Origin of the sequence: Flavobacterium myungsuense (assembly GCF_042677265.1) — a bacterium.
Classification (GTDB): Bacteria; Bacteroidota; Bacteroidia; order Flavobacteriales; family Flavobacteriaceae; genus Flavobacterium; species Flavobacterium myungsuense.
Genome location: NZ_JBHTIZ010000044.1, coordinates 47,534 through 73,035 on the forward strand (window position 1 = coordinate 47,534; position 25,502 = coordinate 73,035).

Sequence of the window (25,502 nt, forward strand, 5' to 3'; positions counted from 1 at the left end):
TCCGAAGAATGGGCTTAATTTAGTCCCAAACTGCTTGTAGCGCGGGAACGTCAAACTGTCTAAAAACCTCCCTTAAATTAATTGTCTTTTTTTGAAACAAAACGTCCCATTTATTTGATGTTTTGATGGTTTTTTCTTATATTTAAGCTGTAAAACAAGCTACTATGAGCAAATTCATTATAGGAAAAGACCGCAATCAAACCGAGTTTTTTTGTTTAGAACAAGTCATAGATCAATCCAATAGTGTACGGATAATTGATCTTTTTGTAGATAGCCTTTCTTTGAAAGATATGGGATTTAAAACCGAATTTATTGAAAACGGTCGTCCTGCTTATCATCCTGCTGATTTATTAAAACTGTATTTATATGGATATCTTAATAGAACTCGTTCCTCACGGCAATTGGAAAAAGAATGTATTCGAAATTTAGAAGTTATTTGGTTGCTTAAAGGATTAGTTCCTGACCACAACACCATTGCTAATTTTAGAAAAAATAATCCTAAAGCTATTGAGAAAGTGTTTCGCTCTACAGTGAGCATGGCAAATCATTTTAACCTAATTGGAGGTACACTAGTGGCAGGCGATAGCACCAAACTCAGAGCCCAAAACTCTAAGAAAAACAACTTTAATCCTGCTAAAATTGAACGTCATATTGCCTATATTGATAACAAACTGCAAGAATATCAAAACCAATTAGCACAAGCCGATGGTGACATTGTAGCGCAAAATGAAATACAAGAAAAAGTAATCAAACATAAAAATCAAAAACAAAAATACCAAGACTATCAAAAACAAATAGAAGAAACAAACACAACCCAAATCTCTACTTCTGACCCCGACAGCCGTCAAATGATTACCCGAAACAACATAACCGAAGTAGCCTATAATGTACAAACCGTGGTGGATGAAAAGCACAAAATTCCTATTGATTTTAAAGTAACCAATCAAAACGATTCTAAAGCTATGGGTGGCATGTTGCGCCGAACCAAAACCATTTTAGGTCATACTGATTTTAAAGCCTTGTATGATAAAGGATATTACACAGGAAGCGAATTTGATTATGCAGATAGACTGGGAATAGAAGTCCTAGTTGCCGTTCCGGAGGTGGCGGCGCATGCACCCAATCCTGATTTTGATGTAGAACATTTTGTGTATGATAAAGAAAAGGATTGTTTTACTTGTCCTGCCAAGCAAGTACTAACCACAAATGGCAATTGGTACAATAAAACCAACGGCAAGTCTGTTACCAAAATGAAGCATTACAAAACCACGGCTTGCTTGAGCTGTGCCTTGATGCAACAATGCACCAAAAATAAAAAAGGAAGGCTCATAGAACGCTCACAACATGCCGATTTAATCTATGAAAACAAAGTCAGAGTAGAACAAAACAAAGAACTCTACCGAAAGCGACAAGCCATCGTAGAGCATCCGTATGGCATCATCAAACGCCAATGGGATTTTTATTATATCATGACTAAAAAATCAATCAAACATGCTTCGGCTGATGTTGGATTAATTTTTACAGCCTTTAACCTGAGAAGGATTATAAACCTAATTGACCCAAATCAAATGAAAAAGTATATGCAGCTGCTTTGGCTTACTTTTTTGAGTTATTACAAAGGTTTTAAAGCTATTTTAAAGCAATTATTTTTCTCTAAATCGAAAACTACATTTTTTAATTTATCCCTAAATCATTGCTGAAAAGAAGTATATTTGGACTTACGTAAGTTGGTTTATAAAGAAACTTAGGTTTTTAGACGAACTGACGTTGGTGGAAATGCCAAAAAAAATCTCCGGAAATATAAACTTCTAAATTTATTTTTAAAATAATTTAATTATATTGTTGTACTTTAGCGCAACTTTATTAATTTTGTCATGTGGAAAAAGAAAAGAAAATAAGAACGGTAACATTCTATAAAGATTACTTTATAGAATTTTTTTTAAAACAACGTGAAAAGGTTCAAGATAAAATAACTTGGACTTTGGAATTGATTGAACATTTAGAAAAAATTCCAGAAACTTATTTAAAACATCTTGAAAATACGGATGGATTATATGAAATAAGAGTAAAACAAGGAAGTGATATTTTTAGAATATTCTGTTTTTTTGACAAAGGAAAATTAATCGTTCTTGCAAATGGTTTCCAAAAGAAAGAACAGAAAATACCAAAAAAAGAAATCGAAAAAGCATTAAAAATAAAAAAAGAATATGAAAGCGAAAACAAATAATTTAAAAACTCTTGCCGAATTCAAAGATGAATTTTATGGCAAAAAAGGAACAGAAAAACGTGATAAATTAGAAAAAGGTTACGAACAGTTTAAACTTGGCGCATTAATTCACGAAGCGAGAATTGAAAAAGGTTTAACACAAGAAGAACTTGCTCATAAAAGCGGAACAACAAAATCTTATATTTCAAGAATTGAGAATAATGTAAAAGAAGTACGATTTTCAACTTTACAAAAAATTGTAGAATTAGGTTTGGGTGGAAAATTAGAACTTGCAATAAAGTTATAAATAAAGGCACTATCCACCAACAGCTGTTTCTTGCAATGGCTAGGCATGGGATTTATTTATAAAACTTAATTTTTGAAACTAAATTTTAGTTTTATTTTTGATGGTTAGTGTCGAAATTACGCCACTGCCAGAAGCAGCAAAACGTCCAAGATCAAATCCAAATATTTAAGCACAAAATTTACTCATTTCTACATAAGGCGTTCCTCTGTTTACGGTTGCAAATACTCTTGATACGATTTTGTTTCTAATAATGTTTAATACCTCCATTTTCGGTTTTCCTTCTTCCACTCTTTTTTGATAATACAATTTTAATTCTTTGTCATGCTGAATGGCACTTATGGCTGACATGGAGAGCAAACTCTTCATCTTTCGATCACTACTCCTTTGACTGTTTTGGAGAGTTTATAGTTGTTTATCATAGTCTCATCGGTTTTTATAAGCTCATTAATGCTTTTTTCTGTTGTGAGAATTTGCTTTTCTAATTTGCTCATATTTTCTTTCAATATTCCCAAGGAAACATCATTTAATTCATCAATAACTATTTCTTGCATCCCTTTGTAAAGATTCTTGCTCGCTGTGAGTTGTTTAACCAATTGTTCTCGTAAACTCATCATCCGTTGTAATTCAATTAGCTTCTTTGCTGGAGGTACTGATGGTATCAATTCCTCCCTTCTTAACCAAGCGTAGTTGGCTATTTCCCATGCATCTGCCTTATCACTTTTACCTCGCTTTAATCCCATAGAACGCTTAATCTCTATGGCATTGATACAACAATATCGATACTTGTTCTCAAACAAAAAATAACTTAATAGTATGCAATACCAACCGGTATGCTCAAAGCAAAACAAGGTTTCTTCTAAATTGATTTTTTGCTTGATTGTCCAACTAATAATTTGTTTAAAGCCTTTTAAATCATTGCTAAATTGTTTGTGAACTTTGGTAGTTCTTACATAAACATCTAGTGTTAATTTGGAAACATCAATTCCAATAGTTTCTGTTACTTTTTTCATACATTTGTTTTTAGGATAAATAAATACCTTGCTGTGCTATCGCCTTTAGCGGGTCTAAAAACCCATCATTCCAAGTAGTACTGGCAAGTCCGAAAGTAGAAACGGGTCTTATGCAGCTTATAGGCCTATACCCTACGAAACGTTTTAGTTCACCCGTTTCTTCTTCGGAAAAATAAGTATTTATTTCTTTATGCAAACTAAAGACGAAACGTTTTAGTTCACCCGTTTCTTCTTCGGAAAAATAAGTATTTATTTCTTTATGCAAACTAAAGACGAAACGTTAAGAGTCTTATCTAACCCTTAATTAATTATAGAAAATTTATTATAAATAACATATATGTAAACATATTTTTAAATTTATATCAATAAATAAACAATTTTAATGATATTTAATTAATAAATCACTTCGAAAACATATTTAACTACTTTTAAATTATAATTTAATACAAAATGAGTACCTTACCATTCTAAAAAGATGAATATTAAAAAGAGTATTAGGTTCGAAATAGTTGTTTATGGAAATTTTTCACATTAGTGCCGAATGTAATCCCGTTGCTAAAGAAGGCGATTTAGCAGATGGCATTAGCTCACTTTGTAAAAATCAAAAACTTTTAGGACATCAACCAAAAGTAGTTGTCCCTTTTTATGATAATATATTTGCGAAACAAAACGTTTTTGAAGAAATATATTCAGGCGAGCTTCATTTAGGATGGTTTCGTTTTTCGTTTACTGTTTTAAAGGAGAAAACAAACAAATTAGGATTTGACTTATTTCATATAGCTATTCCAGAATTGTTTGACAGACCAAATATTTATTTCTATGAAGATGATACCGAACGTTTTGTGGCTTTTCAGATTGCTTTTCTAGATTGGATTTCAAAAACCAATCAAAAATCTGATATTATTCATTGCCATGAACACCATACAGGTTTAATTCCTTTTATGGTGAAACATTGTTTTAGCTTTTTTGATTTAAAAGATACACCCACTGTGTTAACCATTTATAATGAAAAACACCAAGGAGCATTTAGTTCTGATAAACTAAATTATCTGCCTACTTTCGACCAGTCTAAAATTGGTCTTTTAGAATGGAATGGAATGATAAATCCTTTAGCTTCAGCCATACGATGTGTATGGAAAATTACCACAATCTCACCTAGTTATTTGGATGATATTTGTAGTAATATAAGCGGTTTAGAAAATTTATTGCACTATGAAAAGCAAAAAGCCATTGGAATTCTAAACGGAATAGATACTCGTGTTTGGAACCCAAAAACTGATTCTTTACTTATTGAGAACTATTCAATAGAGAATTTTCAAAAAGGCAAACAAATGAACAAAGAATACATTTGCGAACAATTTAATTTAGACGTTTCTAAACCTTTATTTGTATTTATTGGAAACTTAACACCTGAAAAAGGTGCCGATATATTACCCGAGATTTGCAGTGTTGTATTAAACAATCATCCAAAAGAAATAAACATTTTAATTCTAGGTAAAGGAAATCCAGTTCTAGAAAAAAGTTTGCAAGGTTTAAAAAATTTCTATTACGGAAACTATAATTCCAATATGAATTATAATGAAAAACTTGAACATCTTGTATTTGCCTCAGCCGATTTCTTATTGATGCCTTCAAGGGTTGAACCCTGTGGAACAAACCAAATGATTGCCTTACATTACGGAACAATTCCTATTGTGAGAAGAACTGGAGGCTTAAAAGATACTGTATTAGATATGGGAGATGGAGGTTTTGGCATATGTCACGACCAAACGAGTATTTTTGATGTAAATCATTCAATAACAAGGGCTATTACTTTATATAATGATACCTCAGAATTAAATGCAATTAGAAAAACAGCAATGGAAAAAGACCATTCATGGGAAAACGTTGCAAAAAAATATATAAAAACATACGAATCTTTAACTACATAAATCATGAAAAAAAGCACGCTCGCCATTATTTTAGGAGGCGGCCAAGGATCTAGATTGGCACCACTAACAGAAAGTCGGTCAAAACCAGCTGTACCTGTAGCGGGGAAATACAGACTGGTAGATATTCCAATTTCAAATTGTATCAACTCTGATATTAAAAGAATGTTTGTTTTAACACAATTTAATTCGGCTTCATTGAATCAGCATATCAAAAACACCTACCATTTTAGTCACTTTAGCACTGCTTTTGTTGATATTTTAGCGGCCGAACAAACTCCTGATAACCCAACATGGTTTCAAGGAACGGCTGATGCCGTAAGACAATGTATGCAACATTTTATGAATCATGATTTCGACTATGCTCTTATTTTATCAGGAGATCAGTTGTATCAAATGAATTTTAATGAAATGATAAATGCTCACGAAAAAAGCGGTGCCGCCATTTCTATTGCAACATTACCAGTAAATGCTAAGGAAGCTTCAGAGTTTGGTATCCTAAAAACCGATGATGAAAATTTTATATCCTCATTTATAGAAAAACCAGCCGCAGAACTTTTGCCTGATTGGACATCTGAAGTAAGTGACGAAATGAAGCAAGAAGGAAAGATTTATTTGGCTTCTATGGGTATTTATATTTTTAACCGTGAATTATTGCTAGAGTTAATGTCAAATCCTGATACCAAAGATTTTGGAAAAGAAATTATTCCACAAGCCATTGGAAAACACAAAATATTGAGCTACCAATATGAAGGCTATTGGACCGATATTGGAAACATTGATTCTTTCTTTGAAGCAAATTTAGGGCTAACTGATGACATTCCTAAATTTAACTTATTTGACAATTCTAGTAAAATATATACCAGAGCAAGGGTTTTACCACCATCAAAAATAACTGGAGCATCAACTCTTGACAAATCAATTGTTACTGAGGGATGTATTATAAATGGTACTACAATTAAGCATTCAGTTATAGGAATCAGAAGTAGAATTGGTTTTGGTTCTTCAATATCAAATTCATATTTAATGGGAAATGATTTCTATCAAAATATAGATGAAATTAGAACTAATAATGAGAAAGGAATAATAAACATCGGAATTGGTGAACGTTGTTCGATAAATAACACAATTGTCGATAAAAACTGTAGAATTGGAAATGATGTAACATTAAATGGTGGGAAACACTTAGAAAACACAAATACAAATCTTTACACTATTAAAGATGGAATTATAGTTGTTAAAAAAGGGGTTACTATTCCTGACGGATTTACCATTTAATAGAAATTCATAAACATAAAAAAAAAACACATCTTTTATCTCAAAAGATGTGTTTTTTTTTAACCTGAATTATTACAACTGCGAATTAATGTAATTTGAAATAGAAGCCATTTCAGCATCATTTAAATGAGCTTTCTTTTGCATACTGTACAAAATGGGTTTCCATTCCTCAGCAGAAAATTCTTTTGCACCATAAAGTTTGTGACAGTTAGCACAATTATTTTCATACAAATTTTTACCTTCCTCAATACTACTTGTTACTACTTCTTTTTTGGCTTCAGCAACTACTGGAACTGGCAAGGTTGATTTTGAAGCACAGGAATAAATCATAAACCCTAAAAATGCGATAACAATAATTTTTAATTTCATATCTGTAAATGTTATTTGTTAGCGATCATATTTGGGAATTTATATAATCTAAATAATAGACTAATGTATGCTTTTTTTCTGTTTAAAAAGAAACTATTTCACATCCATTAATTCTACATCAAAAATTAATGTTGCGTTTGGTGGAATTACTCCACCTGCACCACGAGAACCATATCCTAAATGTGATGGAATAACAAAACGAGCTTTATCACCAACTTGCAATAAGGCAATTCCTTCATCCCATCCTTCAATAACATTTCCTCTTCCTAAAGGAAATTCGATTGGTTTTTTTCTTGGATACGAACTATCAAAGACTTTTCCGTCTTCTAGTTGCCCTGAATAATGAACTGAAACTGTTTTTCCGTTTTCTGCTTTTTTACCATTTCCTCTTTGAATAAATTGGTAACGCAAACCGCTTTCTGTTTTTTCGAAACCAGCAGCCAGTTTTTCCATTTTTGCTTCAGCGGCTTCTCTTTCGGCAGCTTCACGTTTAGCACGAGAGCCTTCAAAAGTTCTGAAAGCTTCAACAGCATTCCATTTTTGAGCTTCCTCACCTACTCTAATAATTTCTAAAGATTCTAAAACATCGCCTTGCGCAACAGCATCTACAACATCCTGTCCTTCAACTACATGTCCAAAAACAGTATGCTTGCCATCTAACCAAGATGTTGGAACGTGGGTAATATAAAACTGCGAACCATTACTTCCTGGTCCGGAGTTGGCCATAGCCAAAACGCCCGGTTTATCATGCTTTAGACTTGGATGAAATTCGTCATCAAATTTATAACCTGGATCACCTGTTCCTGTTCCTTGTGGGCAACCACCTTGAATCATAAAATCAGGAATAACTCTATGAAATTTTAATCCGTCGTAAAATTTAGTTCCTTGAGGTTTGACTTTATTTTCTAAGTTACCTTCTGCCAATGCTACAAAGTTACCAACAGTTCCTGGTGTTAAATCGTGCGTTAGTTTTACTAAAATCGAACCTTTTTCGGTGTTGAATTTAGCATATATTCCGTTTTCCATTTTTAATGTTTTTTATTGAAGTGCAAATTTACAAAATTAATTTCAAAATGAATATTTGCTTAAACACTGATTATATTATTTGAAAACTTTTAAACTTTGTACCTTTGCTGCTTTCAAAACAAAAACATGCGAATAGACATCATCACCATATTACCTGACCTATTAAAAAGCCCTTTTGAAGCTTCAATAATGAAACGTTCTATAGATAAAGGTTTAGTTCAAGTTTATTTTCATAATTTACGTGATTATACGACCAACAAACAAAAAAGTGTTGACGATTATCCTTTTGGAGGTGGCGCTGGGATGGTAATGACCGTTCAACCCATTGATGCATGCATCACACATTTAAAAAGCGAAAGAACCTATGACGAGATCATCTATATGACTCCCGACGGAGAAACATTGAATCAGAAAATGGCAAATACCATATCGATGTATGATAATATCATTATTCTTTGTGGTCATTATAAAGGAGTCGATCAACGAGTTCGCGATCATTTTATCACTAGAGAAATTTCTATTGGTGATTATGTTTTGAGTGGCGGAGAATTAGGTGCTTTAGTTTTGTCAGATGCTATAATCCGTTTAATTCCCGGTGTTTTAAGTGATGAAACTTCAGCTCTTACAGATAGTTTTCAAGATAATTTATTATCAGGACCTATTTATACACGTCCGGCAGATTACAAAGGATGGAAAGTTCCTGACGTTTTAACGAGCGGAAATTTTGCAAAAATCGATAAATGGAATGAAGATATGGCTTATGAACACACTAAAAACAGAAGACCTGATTTACTAGAAGAAAGTTAAATGTTATAAGAAAAAAAGTTGAGCGTTTTATTAAAAAAAAAATCATAACTCATAACTCATAACTCATAACTTTTTTTTACATTTGCACCCACATTTGACCAACCTCTGGCGAAAACCGCGAATGTTGCTCTAATTTAAAACCATAATTAAAAAAATATCATGGCAGATTTAATGAAATTCGTTCAAGACGAATTCGTAACAAGAAAAGATTTCCCTGTATTCGGAGCTGGTGATACTATCACTGTGTTCTATGAAATTAAAGAGGGTGAAAAAACAAGAACTCAGTTTTTTAAAGGAGTGGTTATTCAAAGAAGAGGTTCTGGAAATACAGAAACTTTTACTATTCGTAAAATGTCAGGTGCAGTTGGTGTAGAGCGTATCTTCCCTGTAAACTTACCCGCTTTACAGAAAATAGAAATTAACAAGAAAGGTCATGTTCGTAGAGCTAGAATTTTCTACTTTAGAGAACTTACTGGTAAAAAAGCAAAAATTAGAGATAAAAGAAGATAATTTTTCTTTTCAGCATATTAAATCCCGATACTATCGGGATTTTTTTTTGAAACAAATCAATAAAATTATGCATCCAAAAACCAATTAAAATAGCAAATTGCAAATTTCTAGTTATTAAAATTAATATTAATGTTTTTATTCTAATACTAGCATCGTTTTTAAACTGATTTTCATATATTTGCGCTCCTTTATTTTAAGTAAAAATACTTAGATAAATTTTAACACTGATTTAGATTTTACAATTAAAAAAATGACACAAAAATCAAAAATTTTTTACACGCTTACCGATGAAGCGCCATTATTGGCCACTTATTCTTTTTTACCAATTGTTCAAGCTTTTACGGCAACTTCTGATATTGAAATTGAAACTAGAGACATTTCCCTTGCTGGAAGAATTCTAGCTAATTTTCCTTCTTATTTAAAAGAAAAACAAAAAGTGGGAGATGCATTATTAGAACTAGGGAAATTGGCAACTACTCCAGAAGCAAACATCATTAAACTACCTAATGTTTCTGCATCAGTACCACAATTAAAAGCAGCAATTGCGGAATTACAATCTCACGGATATGCAGTTCCAAATTTTCCTGAAGAACCATCAAATGATGAAGAAAAATCTATAAAAGCGCAATATTCAAAAATATTAGGTTCAGCGGTAAATCCTGTTTTACGTGAAGGAAATTCTGATCGTAGAGCGCCAAAAGCTGTAAAAAATTACGCAAAAGCCAATCCGCACTCCATGGGGGCTTGGGCATCAGACTCAAAAACAAAAGTAGCTTCCATGAAAAGTGGAGACTTTTACGGAAGTGAAAAATCATTAACCATTACTGAGGCAACCGATGTAAAAATTGAATTTTTTGGAGAAGATGGATCGTCTACAGTTTTAAAAGCCAGTACTCCTTTAAAATCAGGTGAAATCATTGATAGCTCGGTAATGAATATTACCTCTTTGAAAAGTTTTATTGCAAAAACAATCATTGAAGCTAGAGAAAAAAATGTATTGCTTTCTGTTCATTTGAAAGCAACAATGATGAAAGTTTCAGATCCAATTATTTTTGGAGCCATTGTTGAAGTATATTTTGCAGCAGTATTCGAAAAATATGCTACTCTATTTAGTGAATTAAATATCGATACCCGAAACGGCTTGGGTGATGTTTATGCTAAAATTGCAGGTAATCCATTGCAAACTGAAATAGAAGAAGCGATAGACGAGGCTATAGAAAACGGACCAGCATTAGCAATGGTAAATTCTGAGAAAGGAATTACAAACCTTCAAGTTCCGTCGGATGTAATTGTAGATGCATCTATGCCTGCAATGATTCGTACTTCAGGACAGATGTATAATAAACGTGGTAAATTACAGGATACTTTTGCAATTATACCTGACAGATGTTATGCAGGTGTTTATACAGCTACTATAGACTTTTGTAAAAAACATGGGGCTTTTGACCCAAAAACTATGGGAAGCGTTCCTAACGTTGGACTGATGGCTCAAAAAGCAGAAGAATACGGTTCGCATGATAAGACTTTCCAAATGAAAGCCAATGGAACAGTTCGAGTTATTGATACCAATGGAACAATCTTAATGGAACAATTAGTAGAAAAAAATGATATTTTCAGAATGTGTCAAGCTAAAGATGCTCCTATTCAAGATTGGGTAAAATTAGCCGTAAACAGAGCCCGTTTATCTAATACTCCAGCTGTATTTTGGTTGGATGAAAACAGAGCGCATGATAGAGAATTAATTAAAAAAGTGTCTACTTATTTAAAAGATTACGATACCTCAGCTATAGATATTCAAATTCTTTCACCTATCGAGGCAACTAACTTTACGTTAGAGAGAATTATTAATGGATTAGACACTATATCGGTAACAGGAAACGTTTTACGCGATTATTTAACTGATTTATTCCCAATTTTAGAAGTTGGAACATCTGCTAAAATGTTATCTATCGTTCCGTTGATGAATGGTGGTGGTTTGTTTGAAACTGGTGCTGGTGGATCTGCTCCAAAACACGTCGAACAATTTTCTGCAGAAGGATATTTACGTTGGGATTCTTTAGGTGAATTTTTAGCTTTGGGTGCTTCATTAGAACACTTAGGGCAAACATTAAAGAATTCAAAAGCACTTATTTTAGCCGAAACTCTCGATGTAGCTACTGAGAAATTCTTAGCTAATGATAAATCTCCGGCACGTAAAATTGGAGAAATAGACAACCGTGGTTCTCACTTTTATTTGGCTATGTATTGGGCAGAAGCTCTAGCAGCACAAACCAAAGATGCTACTTTGAAAGCTATCTTTACTCCCGTTTCTTCAGAGTTTTCTCAAAACGTTGCGAAAATAAACTCAGAATTAATAGGAGCTCAAGGAAAACCTCAAACTATTGGAGGTCATTACCAACCAAATCCTGCTTTGACAGAAAAAGCCATGCGACCTAGTACAACATTTAATTCTATATTAGCTCAAATTGCTTAATTAAATATAATTTTACTTTATAATAAAGACAACTTTAACCGGTTGTCTTTTTTATTCATAAAAAAATTAAGATTAATTAACATTTGATTTGTAACAACATAATCCAAAATTCGTCTACTTTGTACTACTAAAAATAAATTATGCAGTTTTCAATTAAATTCCTTACTTCTGTACTATTACTACTACTATTTAATAGCATGAGTGCTCAAGAAAAAAGCACCTCAGATAATACTAAACAAAAATTTACTTTAAGCGGAATTATTACTGATGTAAAAAATAATGAAACCCTTATTGGTGTAAATGTGTACATTCCGTTGTTAAAAACTGGAGTAGCTACAAATGAATACGGGTTTTATTCGATAACAATTCCTAACGGAAGTTACGAAATACAAATTAGTTATGTTGGCTTTCAAACGTTAGAACAAACCATCACTTTAGAAAAAAACTCAAAACTCAATTTTAAACTTTCGAATTTAGAGGAACAACAACTGCAAGAAGTAGTAGTTACTGATAGCAGAAAAGCTACCAATATTCGAAAGGCAGAAATGAGTGTGAATAAACTATCTATATCAACAATTAAAAAAATGCCTGTAGTTCTAGGAGAAGTAGATGTCATAAAATCACTTTTATTATTACCAGGAGTTACCAATGCAGGTGAAGGAGCATCGGGATTTAATGTTCGTGGAGGTGGAGCAGATCAAAATTTAATTTTATTAGACGAAGCTACTATTTTCAATTCTTCGCATGTTTTTGGATTTTTCTCGGTTTTTAACCCTGATGCCATTAAAGATTTAAAACTTTATAAAGGCGGAATTCCTGCTCGTTATGGAGGTAGAGCGTCATCTGTCTTAGATATTTATCAAAAAGACGGAAGTAGTAATGGTTTTCATGCAAATGGAGGAATAGGTTTAATTACTAGTAGATTGCTTGTTGAAGGCCCTATTGTAAAGGACAAAGGCTCGTTTCTTATAGGCGGGAGAGGCTCCTATGCTCATCTTTTCTTAAAACTTTCAGAAGAACAAAAAAACAATTCTGCTTATTTTTATGATTTAAATGCAAAATTTAGTTACAAACTTAATCCTAATAACAACTTGTATTTATCAAGTTATTTTGGTCGAGACGTTTTTAGTTTGGCAAAAAGCTTTACAAACACATACGGAAATGCTACTTTAAATTTAAGATGGAATCATTTATTTTCAGATAAATTGTTTTCAAATTTATCATTAATATATAGTGATTATTATTATGGTTTAGATTTGAATTTCATTGGATTCAAATGGGATTCTGGCATTAAAAACTACAACATTAAATACGATTTCAAAAACTATATTACAGATAATTTCAAACTCAATTTTGGATTAAACGCCATTTACTATGACTTTAATCCAGGCACAATAAAACCTGCTACTGATGATTCTGGATTCAATTTTAGGCAATTAGAAAAGAAAAAAGCTTTTGAGCCAGCAATATATATTGATGCTGAACAAGAGCTTTCAAGTAAAATTGATTTAACTTACGGTTTAAGATACAGTCTTTTTTATAGGTTGGGACAATCGAATGTAGATATTTACGAAAATAACAATCCCGTACTTTTTAATCAAGATTTACAAATTTACGAGAAAGCTAAACCTATAGGAACAAAATTTTATGATTCAAACGAAGTGATTGCCAGTTATAATTATCTTGAGCCAAGAGCTGCAATAGCTTATCAAATAAATGACAACCAATCAGTAAAAATGAGTTACAACAGAATGGTTCAGTATTTACAACTCATTTCTAATACTTCATCTCCTACTCCATTAGACATTTGGACACCAAGCGATAATTTTATAAAACCTCAAATAGCAGATCAAGTAGCAGTAGGGTTTTTCAAAAATTTTAAAGACAATATGTATTCTTTAGAAATTGAAACCTATTATAAAAAAGTAAAAAACAGACTTGACTATATTGATGGTGCGAATTTGATCGCCAATGAAGCTATAGAACAAATAGTATTAAACGGTCAATTGCGATCGTATGGTTTAGAACTAATGTTGCGAAAAAATGAAGGAAAATTAAACGGTTGGATTTCCTATACTTTATCAAAATCTGAACAGCAAACACCCGGAAGAACGCCTGATGAATTGGGTATAAACAATGGTAATTGGTATAATTCTGTTTTTGATAAATTGCACAATGTTGCGGTAACTAGTGCCTATAACTTAAATAAGAAATGGAGCTTTGGCGCTAACTTTATTTTTCAAACTGGTCAACCTGTAACTTATCCAACCGGTCAATATCAATATTTAGATATAAATGTTCCCAGTTATGGACTTAGAAACGAAAATCGATTGTCAGCTTTTCATCATTTAGATATTTCAGCCACACTAACTCCTCATAAAAACAATAATAGAAATTGGAAAACAGAATGGGTTTTTAGTATTTATAATCTATATAATCGCAGAAATGCAGCATCTATAAACTTTAGGCAAAATGCTGATTCTGGTGCAAATGAAGCGGTTCGAACATCTATATTTGGTATTGTACCGGCTGTGAGTTATAATTTTAAATTTTAAATATCATGAAATATATATATCTATCATGCCTCATAATTTTTGCCTCATTTTTTAATAGTTGCGAAGATGTAGTAAACGTTGATTTAAACGCCGCACCACCTAAACTCGTAATTGATGCGTCGATAAATTGGGAAAAAGGAACATCTGGTAATCTTCAAAAAATAAAATTAACGACTACGTCAGATTATTTTAGTTCGGAAATCCCAACTGTTTCAGGAGCTACAATTTTTGTAAAAGACAGTAAAAATAGCAATTATGATTTTATTGAAAATGCTAATACCGGTGAATACTTTTGCACCAATTTTATTCCCATATTAAATGAAGAATATACTCTTACTGTAATTGCTAAAGGACAAACTTATACTGCAAAAGAAACCCTATTGGCAATTGCTCCTATTGATGAAATTGTACAAAACAACGAAGGCGGAATCTTAGGAAACCAAATCGAAATTAAATCATTTTATACAGACCCTAAAGATTCTGATAATTATTATCTGTACAAATACAACTATTCTAATCAAATTAAATCTGATTATTATGTTGATGAAGATAATTTTTTTCAGGGCAATACCTTTTTTAGCCTTTCACAAAATGAAGAACTTAAAGTTGGTGACGTTATTGAGGTTAAACATTTTGGTATTTCAAAAAGATACTATAATTATTTGAGTATTTTATTGAATATTTCAGGAAATAGTGGCGGAGGTCCATTTCAATCTCCACCTGCTACTGTAAGAGGAAATATTATTAATTCTACAGATAAGAATAATTTTCCTCTTGGCTATTTTTCATTATCAGAAGTTGTTACTAAAAGATATACTATTAAATAAGAATCATCTCATAACAAAATTTTGAATTACTACATTTGCAGTAAACATCAATCTATAATTCCTAATTTATAATGTCTTCTCACCATATTGTTCGTGACGATCAAGAGCCAGCATTAATAATTGCTAACGGAGCATCCTGCAACGAAGAATTATTAGGGCAATTGTTAGAATGGTCACCTCTTGTAATAGTTTTAGATGCTGCTATAGAAAGAGTAATCGATTTAAATATTAAGGTAGATGTTGTTTTAGGAGATTTTGACAGAGGTTTTAATCCGCATGAGTTACTGCAATCGCAATATCCTATTGAAATTATTCATACTCCAGACCAAAACAAAACCGATTTAGAAAAGGCCTTTGACTATTTGATAGAAAGAAAAATACCAGCAGTAAATGTAGTTTGGGCAACCGGAAAAAGAGCCGACCATACTATTACCAATTTAACAACTATTATTCAATATAGAGACTCATTAAAAATAGTTATACTCGATGACCACTCAAAAGTGTTTTTATTACCCAAAAAATTCGAGAAATGGTATACTGCAAATACTCCTATTTCTTTAATTCCTGTAGGAAGAGTTTCTGGAATTCATTCTGAAAATTTATTCTATCCTTTAAAAAATGACAGCCTCACTATTGGTTATAAAACTGGAAGTAGTAATCATGTCACTAAAGATGGTATAGTAACTATTTTGCATGAAGAGGGCGATTTATTATTAATGGAGTGTATGGATTAGCTTAAAAAAATTATTCCTTCACTACGATAATAGTTGCTTTAAAACATTTAGACAAATTCCATGAGTTAAGAAAGATAAGATATTTTGTATATTTTTATTTCTTAATTTCTAATTCAAGCCCATTGATTCTCCGTATTCTTATGATAGCCTTGTAGCCTGAATTCAAATTCCAATCCTGATTGGTGACTAATTTTTCGTTACCGTCAAAAAAAGTAAATTGTCCCGTATTAGGATATATCAAACCAGTACCTAAAGCCTCAATTTCAATGGTATTTCTATTCATTTTTAATTCAACATAATATTTTTTAAAACTTCCTTCAAGATATATTAATGGAGCTACCTTTTCTCCATTAACCCAAATGCAAACATTATCCCCGTCAATTTCACCCTTATCCCTACAAGCGATAAGTAATCTTTCAGTAGTAACCACAAACTCTCCAAAAAAGAAATCTTTATTTTCAACCGCGCTTCCATAACCCTCGACATTCAATTTCTTATTGAGTTTTTCTTTATAAATGTCCCCTGGATTTTTAAAATCATTGGTATTTGTAAACTGAATTTTATTTTTTTCTTCTATAAATTTAGAAGTATAAGGTTCTGGCTTAGTATGTAATTTAAAAACAGACGGGGCTACTGGAGTTGGAGACGGTTTAACAGTATTTGGTCCAATTGGTTTAAAAGAGTTGGACTTGTTTTGAAACTCAGATTGAGACAAACAATGCAACGAAAATAAAAATATAAATGCAATGACAGCAATTTGCTTCATAAAAATATTTATAATATATTTTATAAAATTAATGCTTTTAAACATTAACCAACCTATTTTATCATTTTTTTATAATCTGAGATTATAAAAAAGGAAGTACTATTCACAATTACTATTCGCTATATTAGCACCAAAATTAATTACTCTTTAATGACAAATCCAAAAATAAAAATTACAAAAAACGAAATCCTTTCTGATAATTGGTTTACACTAAAAAAAGTCACTTATGAATATCAAAAAGAAGATGGAGATTGGCAAACCCAAATAAGAGAAGTATATGACAGAGGAAATGGCGCAAGTATTTTACTTTACAATAAGGAAATCAAAACAGTAGTTTTGACCAGACAATTGCGAATTCCAACTTATTTAAACGGAAACGATACAGGAATGATGATAGAAACTTGTGCTGGAATGCTCGAAGAAGAAAATCCTGAAGATTGTATAAAAAGAGAAACCGAAGAAGAAACAGGTTACCAAGTAAAAGAAGTTCGAAAAATTTTTGAAGCCTATATGTCACCGGGTGCAATTACAGAAATTCTTCATTTTTTTGTTGGAGAATATTCAAAAGAAATGAAAGTGAATGATGGCGGCGGACTAGACGAAGAACAAGAAAACATAGAAGTTTTAGAAATGCCATTCCATAAAGCAATGCAAATGATTACCACTGGCGAAATAAAAGATGCCAAAACCATCATGCTTTTGCAATATGCAAAAATCAACAATTTATTACTATAAATTTTCTGAACGTTTTCTTATATTTGTCACACTATGCAAAACGAAAAGCCAGAAATTGTTGTCGAAAAAATCAAATTACATCCCAAAAACCCAAACCGTTTTGGATATAACTTTGAACAGTTAATAAAAATTTCACCTGAACTAAAAGACTTTTTTTCTATCAATGAGTATCATACTCAAGTCTTTGATTTTAGCAACCCAAAAGCAATTAAGCTGCTTAACAAGTCTTTGTTAATTGCTCATTATGACATTGGATTTTGGGAAATTCCTGAGAATTATTTATGCCCTCCTATTCCTGGAAGAGCCGATTATATTTATAATATTGGCGATTTATTAGCCTCTAGCAATAATGGAATTATTCCAGTTGGTGAAACCGTTCAAGGGTTAGATATTGGAATTGGAGCCAATTGCGTTTATCCAATAATTGGAAATGCTGTATATGAATGGTCATTTGTTGGGACGGATAGCGATGAAAAAGCCATTCAAAACTGTAAAAAAATAATTGAGGGCAATTCGAAATTAATAGATGCGATAAGTTTGCAATTGCAAATAAACTCACGCCATATTTTTAAAAATATCATTTTACCAGAAGATCGGTTTGCCTTTACAATGTGCAATCCTCCTTTTCACTCCTCTAAAGAAGAAGCTACAATAAGCAACATCAGGAAAATAAGTAATCTTCAAAACACTAGAATCGATAAACCTGCTTTGAATTTTGGCGGACAAAATGCCGAATTATGGTGCGAAGGTGGAGAAATTGGTTTCATTACCCAAATGATTTACGAAAGTGCCAAATACCCCTTGCAAGTGCTTTGGTTTACCACATTAGTTTCTAAAAAAGACAATCTAAAAAGCATTTACAAAACCTTAAATAAAGTAGATGTAGTTGCCATAAAAACCTTTGACATGGCTCAAGGTCAAAAGAAAAGCCGAGTTGTGGCTTGGACTTTTTTAAGCGAGGCCCAACAGAAAGCGTGGAAATTTGAGTAACATTTTTATTAATCTGGACTTTTAATACTAAAAAGGTCTTAACGCCTATACCAAAAATTTCGATTTAATAAAATAACCACAACTTCATTTTATTGAATTCCTTTGTACCTTTGTGCTTCTGAATCTTTGTCCCTAATCAATGAATTTCCAAGTTGTATCCGATTACAAACCAAAAGGCGATCAACCTCAGGCTATTGAAAAATTAGCTAAAGGAATTCTTGACGATGAAAAATTCCAAACTTTATTGGGCGTAACGGGTTCTGGAAAAACATTTACAGTAGCCAATGTCATTGAGGAAGTGCAACGACCAACATTGGTTTTAGCGCACAACAAAACGTTAGCAGCCCAATTGTATTCAGAATTCAAACAATTTTTTCCGAATAATGCGGTAGAATATTTCGTTTCCTACTACGATTATTACCAACCCGAAGCATTTATGCCCGTAACTGGTGTTTTCATCGAAAAGGATTTATCTATCAATGAGGAATTAGAAAAAATGCGAATGTCTACCGTATCCTCCTTACTTTCGGGACGACGCGATATTATTGTAATCTCTTCTGTTTCTTGTTTATACGGAATAGGAAATCCTATTGAATTTCAGAAAAATGTAATTCCAATCGAGAAAGGACAAATCATTTCTCGAACCAAATTATTGCATCAATTGGTGCAAAGTTTGTATTCTAGAACCGAAGCCGATTTTACTCCGGGAAGTTTTAGAATAAAAGGCGATACCGTTGATGTGTATCCGAGTTATGCTGATGATGCCTATCGCATTCATTTTTTTGGAGATGAAATTGAAGAAATAGAGCGTTTTGAAGTTAAAAATGCTACTGTTATTGAAACCTTTGAAAAGCTAACGATTTATCCCGCCAATATGTTTGTGACATCGCCCGATGTTTTGCAAAATGCTATTTGGGAAATTCAACAAGATTTGGTAAAACAAGTCGATTATTTTAAAGAAATAGGAAAGCATCTTGAAGCCAAACGACTAGAAGAACGTACGAATTTCGATTTAGAAATGATTCGTGAATTGGGTTATTGCTCTGGAATAGAAAATTACTCTCGTTATCTAGATGGCCGATTGGCTGGAACTCGCCCTTTTTGTTTGATTGATTATTTTCCGAAAGATTATTTAATGGTGGTTGATGAAAGTCACGTAACCCTTTCTCAAGTGCATGCCATGTATGGTGGTGATAGAAGTAGAAAAGAGAATTTAGTAGAATATGGTTTCCGATTACCCGCTGCCATGGACAATCGTCCTTTAAAATTTGAGGAATTCGAAGCCATGCAAAATCAAGTGATTTACGTTTCAGCAACTCCAGCCGATTATGAATTGCAAAAAACAGATGGTGTCGTTATTGAGCAGGTCATTCGTCCAACAGGATTATTAGATCCTATAATTGAAATTCGTCCAAGTTTGAATCAAATTGATGATTTAATTGAAGAAATTCAAGTTCGTGCTGAAATAGATGAACGTGTTTTAGTGACCACATTAACCAAAAGAATGGCGGAAGAACTGACGAAATATTTAGCAAAGGTTGGTATTCGTTGTCGCTACATTCACTCAGAAGTGGATACCTTAGAACGAATTGAAATCATGCAGGATTTACGAAAAGGATTGTTTGATGTTTTGATTGGTGTTAATTTACTACGTGAAGGATTAGATTTGCCTGAAGTCTCACTTGTTGCTATTTTAGATGCGGATAAGGAAGGTTTTTTACGAAGTCATCGTTCGCTAACCCAAACTATTGGTCGTGCTGCGAGAAACCTGAACGGAAAAGCCATTATGTATGCCGATAAAATTACGGCGAGTATGCAAAAAACGATTGATGAAACCAATTATCGACGAACCAAACAAATTAATTTTAATACTGCAAATAATGTCATTCCAATGGCATTGAATAAAAAAATTGAAAGTGCTTTTACCAAAAATAAATTAGTTGATTTTGAATTGGGGTACACTTCTGGGAATTTAGCGGCCGAACCTGAAACGGAATATTTAAGCAAACCTGAAATTGAAAAACGCATTCGTGAAAAACGAAAAGCAATGGAAAAAGCCGCCAAAGAGTTAGACTTTATGCAAGCAGCAAAATTAAGGGATGAGATAAAGTCTTTGCAAGGACAACTCTCTTAATTGTATTGCTCCTGAAAAACTTCTAACAATAATTCGCCTGAAATCATACCATTTGTAGAGGCTTTCATCAATTCAAGAATTCGCTTAGTTGCATAAGGATTCAAACCCATAGTAATGGCTATTTGTCGTATAGCCGTTTCTTCTTTTTCGTGCAAAATACCATCACAATGCATCAATAAAGCCAAACGATAAAATTGTTGAATACGCTGAAATTGAGATTTAATACTCATTACAGGTAATTCTTGATGAAATAAATCATCAAACACTTCATTTTCGATGCTTAATTCTTTAGCAATAATTTTTAAAAATTGGTATTCTCTAGAATGTAATCGCCCGTCAACAGTAGAAAAAGCAATCATCTCTAAAAGTAAACTTCTTTTTTCTTCAAAACTATTCATCAATTTATTATTTTTAGCTAAAATATTGTTTTTAAAATTAAAATAAAAAAATAAAAATGATTCAACGATTTACGCTATTCGTTTTTATATTGTTTTTTACAACTTCAAATGCGCAAAGCAAATTAGAGCAACAAAGTACTGCTTCAACACAAGTAACAACTTTCACGATTGAAGCACCTCAATTGCAAACTACAAAGAAGATTTGGTTGTATTTACCAAAAGATTATTTAGGTTCAACAAAAAAATATCCTGTTATATATATGCATGATGCACAAAATTTATTTGATGCTAAAACTTCTTATGTTGGTGAATGGAATATTGATGAAAAATTAGATAGCTTAAACGCTCAGGTTATTGTTGTTGGCATCGAACATGGAAACGAAAAACGATTAGAAGAATTAACTCCCTATAAAAACGAAAAATATGGTGGCGGTAAAGCAGACAACTATCTTGACTTTATTGTAAAAAACTTGAAACCAGAAATAGACAAAAAATACCGAACAAAACCGAATGCGAAGAATACGATTATTATAGGCAGTTCTCTTGGCGGATTAACCTCCTTTTATGCTATTTTAAAATATCCAGAAGTTTTTGGAAAAGCTGGAGTTTTTTCGCCCGCGTTTTGGTTTAACAGAAAAGAAATTTTAGAGTTAACGGAGCAAACAAAAAAACTAAAATCCAAAATTTATTTTCTATGTGGCGACAACGAAGGCGATACTGATATGATTCCCGACCTCAACAAAATAGAATATTTGGTAAATTCAAAAAGGTGTGACTGCATGCAACTCAATAAAAAAAGAGTTGTAAAAGGAGGTCAACATAACGAAAAATTATGGCGAGATGGTTTTGTAAAAGCGTACCTTTGGCTTTTGTAAAACAGTTTAGAAACTAAACTTTCTATACAAATAACCTTTTTAACCTTTTTTAAAATGAACAACAACGATATTTTCAAAAAACTACGTGTAGCTTTAATGCTGCGTGACGACCAAATAATAGAAATTCTGGAATTAGTTGATTTTAGAATGTCAAAAGGGGAAATAGGCAACTTTTTTCGCAACGAAGATCACCCCAATTTTATGGAGTGCGGAGACCAAGTCTTGCGTAATTTTTTGAACGGTTTGGTGATACATTTAAGAGGAACTAAGGAAAATCCTAAAAATCCAAACGGTGTGATTGCCATTCACAAGAGTGAAGCGAAGCCAAAAGAATTCAAAAAAACAGCTCAATCAGAAAAACCTAAAACTGAGTTTAAACCTAAAATAGATTTTAAAAAAAAGCCGTCTACTACTCCTAAATCAAGAGAGAAGAAACAAACTCCAAAAATTCAAGTGGTAGAGAAAGTAAAATTCAATAACGGAAAGAATAAAAAATCGTAATTGTGAAAACCGCTTTGATGATTGGTAGCTCGGGGTTAATAGGTTCCCAACTTTTGGAACTTCTTTTGGAAAGTAAGGAATATGAAAAAGTAATAACTTTTGTCAAAAGAGATTCTGGCATTCAAAATCGCAAATTAAAGCAACACATTATTGATTTTGACAAACCAGAAACCTATCAAAGCCTAGTCATTGGCGACGATTTCTTTTGTACCATAGGGACAACCATAAAAAAAGCTGGAAGCCAAGAGGCGTTTAGAAAAGTAGATTTTGAGTACCCAAAACAGTTTGCAACTATAGCTTCGCAAAATAAAGTCAACCAATTTATTATTGTTTCCTCTCTTGGTGCCAATGCAACTTCATCAAATTTTTATTTGGAGACTAAAGGAGAAATTCAAAATTTCCTAAAAGATTGCAATTTAGAAAGTGTTTCTATATTTCAACCTTCGCTTCTTTTAGGAAATCGAACAGAATTTAGATTAGGGGAAAAAATAGGCACCTTTTTTATGAAACTTATTTCATTTTTACTCATTGGCAATTTAGAAAAATACAAACCAATAGAAAGTAAAACAGTCGCCAAGGCACTATTTAAAATAGCTCAACAAAACAAAAAAGGATTTCATGTTATAGAGTCGGACATCATACAAGAAATAGCAAATAATAAATCCTGAGCATTTTAAAATCTAATCTGTTTTTTTAACAATACAAAAAGTACTTATTCCAAAAGGAAAATTGATGTATTTTAGTAATTTATTTTCAATTAAAATTAATCGAAATAAAAAGAAATTCGCTAATTTATTTTCTACTATTTGACCTTCTTGAGGTTGGTTTTTATTAAAAAAAACAGTCGCTTTTCTATAAATATAAACGGGTAGGAATAAAGAGAAATTCCAATAGCTCGATTTCAACACCTCTAATTTTTCAGCAGTTAACTTGTCTTTCAATTCTTGTTTGGTATATCTTCTAAAATGCATATTTACCACATCGTGATAGCTCCATAGCGATTGAAAGGCAGGAACAAAAACATACATCTTACCATCAGTTTTTAATAAATTTTTCCAATTCTTAATAGCAATACGGTCATCTTGCAAATGTTCCAAACAATCAGAAGCAACTATAATATCAAATTTTTCAGGTATTGTAATATTTTGACCATCCATGACAAAGGCATTTTGAATACCGTTTTTTTTACAATTTTCAATTGCTTTTTCACTAATATCAACTCCAAAAAGATGCTCGGTTTTGTGACCTAATTTTTCCAAATCTTTTAAAAAAATTCCAGAGGAACATCCAATATCTAGAATTTTAGAATCTTTAGGAGCGTTTTTTAATAAGTCGAGTAAGTACTTTCGGCGCGAAACGAACCACCAATTTTCAGTCTCTACTTGATGGTATTTTTTTTCGTAATCAATATTCATTAATTGTATTTTATATTTTTTTAAGAAAATAAAGTTTCTAAATAGTTCAGGAATTAGAGAACTTAAGATACAAACATAACTCAAATTAATTAATTCCCATTGCTAAGTTGTAAGAGTCATAATTATTTTGGACCTATAATTTTAATACAACTTACAATTATGTTTGATACAAATACAATAGTTTAAAATTTATCATTTTTAGACAAAGGAAATAGATAAACAGCCATTCTATTTATTATATTTTTAACCCATCTCAAACGATACAATCCAGCGGCACTCATAATATACAATGCAACTCTTGAAGGAAATAAATATCGTGGCTCCATGTAAATTAACCCGTGAAAAATAAGCAAAGCTATAATGATGCTCCAAAAAATCCAATAATCAATTAAATTTCTTTGTTTAATTAGGAATAGAAATGCACCCGTAATAATTATTAAATTAATAGAATTGATTATCAAAATAAAAATCCAATATCCTATTGACCCTTTAAATGGACCCATTACAAATTTTTCTGAGGAAATACTGTTTATAAAATACAGATGTCCGTATATGCATTTTACAAAAAACTGTCTCGTGAACCAAAAAGGATGCTCAATGGCATCATTAATCAAGAACTCTTTATAAACCTCTTCATAGGATCGATTTGTTTTCTCCATCACTTTAGATAAATACTCACTACTTTTTGACCAATTTTGATAATCTTTACTATCTGCCCTAAAATCATTATCCCAAAAACGAAAATCTGTTGGTTCCTCTCTGAACTCAAATCTTCCTTGATGCGCCACATAATAGAAATAGGAACTTTGATTCATTCCCGATTTGTTCCCAGTTATATACTTTGCTAATTGTAAAACTCCAATACTCATAACAGCAATGCTAAAAAAAGTAATTGCTAAATTCTTACCGTACTTATGAAAAAATAATTTGTTTTTAAAAAAGGAATAAAAAATAACCAAAAAGCCTATCCCTAAAATCAACATTGCATTTGGTCTATTTAAAATCAAAAACCACAAACCTAGTGTCAACAATACCCAACCTAATTTTCTATTTGGTTCATGAAAGGCTACAGCCCAGCCATAAATGGCTAACGCTAAAGAAAAAAAGGCAGGTGCTTCGCCTATTATTCCTAAAGAATAATAACAATGTATTGGAAAAATAAAAAAAAGTAAAATACTTAAAAGTCCAACCTCTTTAGAAAAAAAAGAAGTAGCAATTCTAAAAATAAGAAGTAAACTAATCGTTATAATTATAGAAGTAAATACTACGCCGTAAACCCAAAGTTCATCATCAGTAGCATCAGACGGTGCTAATAAATAGGCTGGGGTGTAAAAAAGTATAGGCCCTGGTGCTTTAGTAATTACAACTTTTTCAAAAGGAATTTTTCCCTTAATAAATAAAGCCATATTTTTTGACTCTTCATGAAAAGTAATGTCGCCAAAAGGTTTTGCCTTAAATGGAAGATTAGAAACAATGAGCATCATTAAAAATGAAATGAGCACGATTGCTGTAGTAATTCTTTTAGTCGAAAAATCCATTTTATGAATCAAAATTTTAATATTGGCTAAAATAGTAAAAAACAAAGTCTGTAATCTAGTTTCTGATCGACTTATACGAAAAAAAAATCCTGAACTCTCGCTCAGGATTTTAGTAAGAAC

At 32.0% G+C, this 25,502-nt stretch carries 26 protein-coding genes; 17 read left to right on the forward strand and 9 right to left on the reverse strand.

The features are described 5' to 3' along the window. Positions 1 to 164 precede the first annotated feature (164 nt). From ACFQ0S_RS11990 to ACFQ0S_RS12000, 3 genes are all read left to right on the forward strand, one after another. Positions 165 to 1,700 (forward strand): IS1182 family transposase, encoded by a 1,536-nt coding sequence (locus ACFQ0S_RS11990; RefSeq protein WP_379758762.1) that lies wholly within the window; start codon positions 165 to 167, stop codon positions 1,698 to 1,700. A gap of 176 nt (positions 1,701 to 1,876) precedes the next feature. Beyond that, positions 1,877 to 2,227, forward strand: coding sequence for a type II toxin-antitoxin system RelE/ParE family toxin (locus ACFQ0S_RS11995; RefSeq protein ID WP_379758765.1), 351 nt, complete (start codon positions 1,877 to 1,879; stop codon positions 2,225 to 2,227). Then, a complete protein-coding gene (locus ACFQ0S_RS12000; protein WP_379758768.1) occupies positions 2,208 to 2,513 on the forward strand; it encodes a helix-turn-helix domain-containing protein in 306 nt (101 codons plus the stop codon). Before ACFQ0S_RS11995 ends, ACFQ0S_RS12000 begins: the two co-directional genes overlap by 20 nt. A 165-nt stretch (positions 2,514 to 2,678) precedes the next feature. On the opposite strand, the gene ACFQ0S_RS12005 is transcribed toward ACFQ0S_RS12000, so the two are convergent. From ACFQ0S_RS12005 to ACFQ0S_RS12015, 3 genes are read right to left on the reverse strand one after another with little or no spacing between them, the layout of a single operon-like run. After that, entirely contained in the window at positions 2,679 to 2,879 is a 201-nt protein-coding gene (locus tag ACFQ0S_RS12005) for a hypothetical protein (RefSeq protein ID WP_379758771.1), read from the reverse strand. Beyond that, on the reverse strand, positions 2,876 to 3,523 hold the full coding sequence (locus ACFQ0S_RS12010; protein ID WP_379758774.1) for an IS110 family transposase: 648 nt from the start codon (positions 3,521 to 3,523) through the stop codon (positions 2,876 to 2,878). The genes ACFQ0S_RS12005 and ACFQ0S_RS12010 overlap by 4 nt, the downstream gene beginning before the upstream one ends. 10 nt (positions 3,524 to 3,533) lie before the next feature. Beyond that, positions 3,534 to 3,788, reverse strand: coding sequence for a hypothetical protein (locus ACFQ0S_RS12015; RefSeq protein ID WP_379758777.1), 255 nt, complete (start codon positions 3,786 to 3,788; stop codon positions 3,534 to 3,536). 250 nt (positions 3,789 to 4,038) lie between these two features. Here ACFQ0S_RS12015 and ACFQ0S_RS12020 point away from each other — a divergent pair, with 250 nt between their 5' ends. Together ACFQ0S_RS12020 and ACFQ0S_RS12025 are read left to right on the forward strand one after the other, a co-directional pair. After that, a complete protein-coding gene (locus ACFQ0S_RS12020) occupies positions 4,039 to 5,454 on the forward strand; it encodes a glycogen synthase (protein ID WP_379758780.1) in 1,416 nt (471 codons plus the stop codon). 3 nt (positions 5,455 to 5,457) lie between these two features. Then, positions 5,458 to 6,729: a glucose-1-phosphate adenylyltransferase gene (locus ACFQ0S_RS12025; RefSeq protein ID WP_379758783.1), complete on the forward strand. Its 1,272-nt coding sequence runs from the start codon at positions 5,458 to 5,460 to the stop codon at positions 6,727 to 6,729. A 72-nt stretch (positions 6,730 to 6,801) separates the two neighbouring features. On the opposite strand, the gene ACFQ0S_RS12030 is transcribed toward ACFQ0S_RS12025, so the two are convergent. Together ACFQ0S_RS12030 and ACFQ0S_RS12035 are read right to left on the reverse strand one after the other, a co-directional pair. Continuing rightward, a complete protein-coding gene (locus tag ACFQ0S_RS12030; protein ID WP_379758787.1) occupies positions 6,802 to 7,098 on the reverse strand; it encodes a cytochrome c in 297 nt (98 codons plus the stop codon). 93 nt (positions 7,099 to 7,191) lie between these two features. Then, complete coding sequence (locus ACFQ0S_RS12035) at positions 7,192 to 8,124, reverse strand: peptidylprolyl isomerase (protein ID WP_379758790.1); 933 nt, start codon at positions 8,122 to 8,124, stop codon at positions 7,192 to 7,194. A gap of 126 nt (positions 8,125 to 8,250) precedes the next feature. On the opposite strand from ACFQ0S_RS12035, the gene trmD reads away from it, so the two are divergent. The 6 genes from trmD (at position 8,251) to ACFQ0S_RS12065 (ending at position 16,030) form a co-directional block, all read left to right on the forward strand. Continuing rightward, on the forward strand, positions 8,251 to 8,931 hold the full coding sequence (trmD, locus tag ACFQ0S_RS12040) for a tRNA (guanosine(37)-N1)-methyltransferase TrmD (protein WP_379758793.1): 681 nt from the start codon (positions 8,251 to 8,253) through the stop codon (positions 8,929 to 8,931). A gap of 159 nt (positions 8,932 to 9,090) precedes the next feature. Beyond that, positions 9,091 to 9,441: a 50S ribosomal protein L19 gene (gene rplS, locus ACFQ0S_RS12045; RefSeq protein ID WP_379758796.1), complete on the forward strand. Its 351-nt coding sequence runs from the start codon at positions 9,091 to 9,093 to the stop codon at positions 9,439 to 9,441. A gap of 250 nt (positions 9,442 to 9,691) precedes the next feature. Then, positions 9,692 to 11,914, forward strand: a complete 2,223-nt coding sequence (locus ACFQ0S_RS12050; protein ID WP_379758799.1) for an NADP-dependent isocitrate dehydrogenase — start codon at positions 9,692 to 9,694, stop codon at positions 11,912 to 11,914. Between the two features lie 197 nt (positions 11,915 to 12,111). Next, positions 12,112 to 14,469, forward strand: a complete 2,358-nt coding sequence (locus ACFQ0S_RS12055; RefSeq protein WP_379758872.1) for a TonB-dependent receptor — start codon at positions 12,112 to 12,114, stop codon at positions 14,467 to 14,469. A 5-nt stretch (positions 14,470 to 14,474) separates the two neighbouring features. Further along, a complete protein-coding gene (locus ACFQ0S_RS12060; RefSeq protein ID WP_379758802.1) occupies positions 14,475 to 15,296 on the forward strand; it encodes a DUF4249 domain-containing protein in 822 nt (273 codons plus the stop codon). A gap of 71 nt (positions 15,297 to 15,367) precedes the next feature. Next, complete coding sequence (locus ACFQ0S_RS12065) at positions 15,368 to 16,030, forward strand: thiamine diphosphokinase (RefSeq protein WP_379758805.1); 663 nt, start codon at positions 15,368 to 15,370, stop codon at positions 16,028 to 16,030. A gap of 94 nt (positions 16,031 to 16,124) precedes the next feature. On the opposite strand, the gene ACFQ0S_RS12070 is transcribed toward ACFQ0S_RS12065, so the two are convergent. Further along, on the reverse strand, positions 16,125 to 16,796 hold the full coding sequence (locus ACFQ0S_RS12070; protein ID WP_379758808.1) for a hypothetical protein: 672 nt from the start codon (positions 16,794 to 16,796) through the stop codon (positions 16,125 to 16,127). 150 nt (positions 16,797 to 16,946) lie between these two features. Here ACFQ0S_RS12070 and nudK point away from each other — a divergent pair, with 150 nt between their 5' ends. The 3 genes from nudK to uvrB all read left to right on the forward strand — a co-directional run bounded on the left by nudK (position 16,947) and on the right by uvrB (position 20,655). Next, positions 16,947 to 17,531, forward strand: coding sequence for a GDP-mannose pyrophosphatase NudK (nudK, locus tag ACFQ0S_RS12075; RefSeq protein ID WP_379758811.1), 585 nt, complete (start codon positions 16,947 to 16,949; stop codon positions 17,529 to 17,531). Between the two features lie 33 nt (positions 17,532 to 17,564). Further along, complete coding sequence (gene rlmF / locus ACFQ0S_RS12080; protein ID WP_379758814.1) at positions 17,565 to 18,521, forward strand: 23S rRNA (adenine(1618)-N(6))-methyltransferase RlmF; 957 nt, start codon at positions 17,565 to 17,567, stop codon at positions 18,519 to 18,521. A gap of 139 nt (positions 18,522 to 18,660) precedes the next feature. Then, positions 18,661 to 20,655: an excinuclease ABC subunit UvrB gene (gene uvrB, locus ACFQ0S_RS12085; RefSeq protein ID WP_379758817.1), complete on the forward strand. Its 1,995-nt coding sequence runs from the start codon at positions 18,661 to 18,663 to the stop codon at positions 20,653 to 20,655. On the opposite strand, the gene ACFQ0S_RS12090 is transcribed toward uvrB, so the two are convergent. After that, on the reverse strand, positions 20,652 to 21,053 hold the full coding sequence (locus ACFQ0S_RS12090; RefSeq protein WP_379758820.1) for an excinuclease ABC subunit B: 402 nt from the start codon (positions 21,051 to 21,053) through the stop codon (positions 20,652 to 20,654). The two genes, uvrB and ACFQ0S_RS12090, sit on opposite strands and share 4 nt — an antisense overlap. Positions 21,054 to 21,109: 56 nt before the next feature. On the opposite strand from ACFQ0S_RS12090, the gene ACFQ0S_RS12095 reads away from it, so the two are divergent. From ACFQ0S_RS12095 to ACFQ0S_RS12105, 3 genes are read left to right on the forward strand one after another with little or no spacing between them, the layout of a single operon-like run. Further along, complete coding sequence (locus ACFQ0S_RS12095) at positions 21,110 to 21,928, forward strand: alpha/beta hydrolase (protein WP_379758823.1); 819 nt, start codon at positions 21,110 to 21,112, stop codon at positions 21,926 to 21,928. A gap of 54 nt (positions 21,929 to 21,982) precedes the next feature. After that, positions 21,983 to 22,429 carry a DUF1456 family protein gene (locus ACFQ0S_RS12100; protein WP_379758825.1) on the forward strand — a complete coding sequence of 149 codons (447 nt, stop codon included), beginning with the start codon at positions 21,983 to 21,985 and terminating at the stop codon, positions 22,427 to 22,429. 2 nt (positions 22,430 to 22,431) lie between these two features. Then, the gene (locus ACFQ0S_RS12105; protein ID WP_379758828.1) at positions 22,432 to 23,097 is read left to right on the forward strand and encodes an NAD(P)H-binding protein; all 666 of its coding nucleotides are present in this window, start codon (positions 22,432 to 22,434) and stop codon (positions 23,095 to 23,097) included. 12 nt (positions 23,098 to 23,109) lie between these two features. Here the strand turns inward: ACFQ0S_RS12105 and ACFQ0S_RS12110 are convergent, their stop codons facing one another. Beyond that, positions 23,110 to 23,844, reverse strand: coding sequence for a class I SAM-dependent methyltransferase (locus ACFQ0S_RS12110; protein WP_379758831.1), 735 nt, complete (start codon positions 23,842 to 23,844; stop codon positions 23,110 to 23,112). A 182-nt stretch (positions 23,845 to 24,026) separates the two neighbouring features. Next, positions 24,027 to 25,382: a hypothetical protein gene (locus tag ACFQ0S_RS12115; protein ID WP_379758834.1), complete on the reverse strand. Its 1,356-nt coding sequence runs from the start codon at positions 25,380 to 25,382 to the stop codon at positions 24,027 to 24,029. Positions 25,383 to 25,502: the final 120 nt, after the last annotated feature.

Bases quoted from the DNA above. Each gene is read 5' to 3' on its own strand.
- ACFQ0S_RS12025 (WP_379758783.1), top strand. From the start codon at position 5,458: ATGAAAAAAAGCACGCTCGCCATTATTTTAGGAGGCGGCCAAGGATCT.
- ACFQ0S_RS12070 (WP_379758808.1), bottom strand. From the start codon at position 16,796: ATGAAGCAAATTGCTGTCATTGCATTTATATTTTTATTTTCGTTGCAT.
- ACFQ0S_RS12095 (WP_379758823.1), top strand. From the start codon at position 21,110: ATGATTCAACGATTTACGCTATTCGTTTTTATATTGTTTTTTACAACT.
- ACFQ0S_RS12055 (WP_379758872.1), top strand. From the start codon at position 12,112: ATGAGTGCTCAAGAAAAAAGCACCTCAGATAATACTAAACAAAAATTT.
- trmD (WP_379758793.1), top strand. From the start codon at position 8,251: ATGCGAATAGACATCATCACCATATTACCTGACCTATTAAAAAGCCCT.
- ACFQ0S_RS12110 (WP_379758831.1), bottom strand. From the start codon at position 23,844: ATGAATATTGATTACGAAAAAAAATACCATCAAGTAGAGACTGAAAAT.
- rlmF (WP_379758814.1), top strand. From the start codon at position 17,565: ATGCAAAACGAAAAGCCAGAAATTGTTGTCGAAAAAATCAAATTACAT.
- ACFQ0S_RS12050 (WP_379758799.1), top strand. From the start codon at position 9,692: ATGACACAAAAATCAAAAATTTTTTACACGCTTACCGATGAAGCGCCA.
- nudK (WP_379758811.1), top strand. From the start codon at position 16,947: ATGACAAATCCAAAAATAAAAATTACAAAAAACGAAATCCTTTCTGAT.
- ACFQ0S_RS12030 (WP_379758787.1), bottom strand. From the start codon at position 7,098: ATGAAATTAAAAATTATTGTTATCGCATTTTTAGGGTTTATGATTTAT.
- ACFQ0S_RS12115 (WP_379758834.1), bottom strand. From the start codon at position 25,382: ATGGATTTTTCGACTAAAAGAATTACTACAGCAATCGTGCTCATTTCA.
- ACFQ0S_RS11990 (WP_379758762.1), top strand. From the start codon at position 165: ATGAGCAAATTCATTATAGGAAAAGACCGCAATCAAACCGAGTTTTTT.
- ACFQ0S_RS12010 (WP_379758774.1), bottom strand. From the start codon at position 3,523: ATGAAAAAAGTAACAGAAACTATTGGAATTGATGTTTCCAAATTAACA.
- ACFQ0S_RS12065 (WP_379758805.1), top strand. From the start codon at position 15,368: ATGTCTTCTCACCATATTGTTCGTGACGATCAAGAGCCAGCATTAATA.
- ACFQ0S_RS12100 (WP_379758825.1), top strand. From the start codon at position 21,983: ATGAACAACAACGATATTTTCAAAAAACTACGTGTAGCTTTAATGCTG.
- ACFQ0S_RS12000 (WP_379758768.1), top strand. From the start codon at position 2,208: ATGAAAGCGAAAACAAATAATTTAAAAACTCTTGCCGAATTCAAAGAT.
- rplS (WP_379758796.1), top strand. From the start codon at position 9,091: ATGGCAGATTTAATGAAATTCGTTCAAGACGAATTCGTAACAAGAAAA.
- ACFQ0S_RS12060 (WP_379758802.1), top strand. From the start codon at position 14,475: ATGAAATATATATATCTATCATGCCTCATAATTTTTGCCTCATTTTTT.
- ACFQ0S_RS12090 (WP_379758820.1), bottom strand. From the start codon at position 21,053: ATGAATAGTTTTGAAGAAAAAAGAAGTTTACTTTTAGAGATGATTGCT.
- ACFQ0S_RS12020 (WP_379758780.1), top strand. From the start codon at position 4,039: ATGGAAATTTTTCACATTAGTGCCGAATGTAATCCCGTTGCTAAAGAA.
- ACFQ0S_RS12005 (WP_379758771.1), bottom strand. From the start codon at position 2,879: ATGAAGAGTTTGCTCTCCATGTCAGCCATAAGTGCCATTCAGCATGAC.
- ACFQ0S_RS12035 (WP_379758790.1), bottom strand. From the start codon at position 8,124: ATGGAAAACGGAATATATGCTAAATTCAACACCGAAAAAGGTTCGATT.
- uvrB (WP_379758817.1), top strand. From the start codon at position 18,661: ATGAATTTCCAAGTTGTATCCGATTACAAACCAAAAGGCGATCAACCT.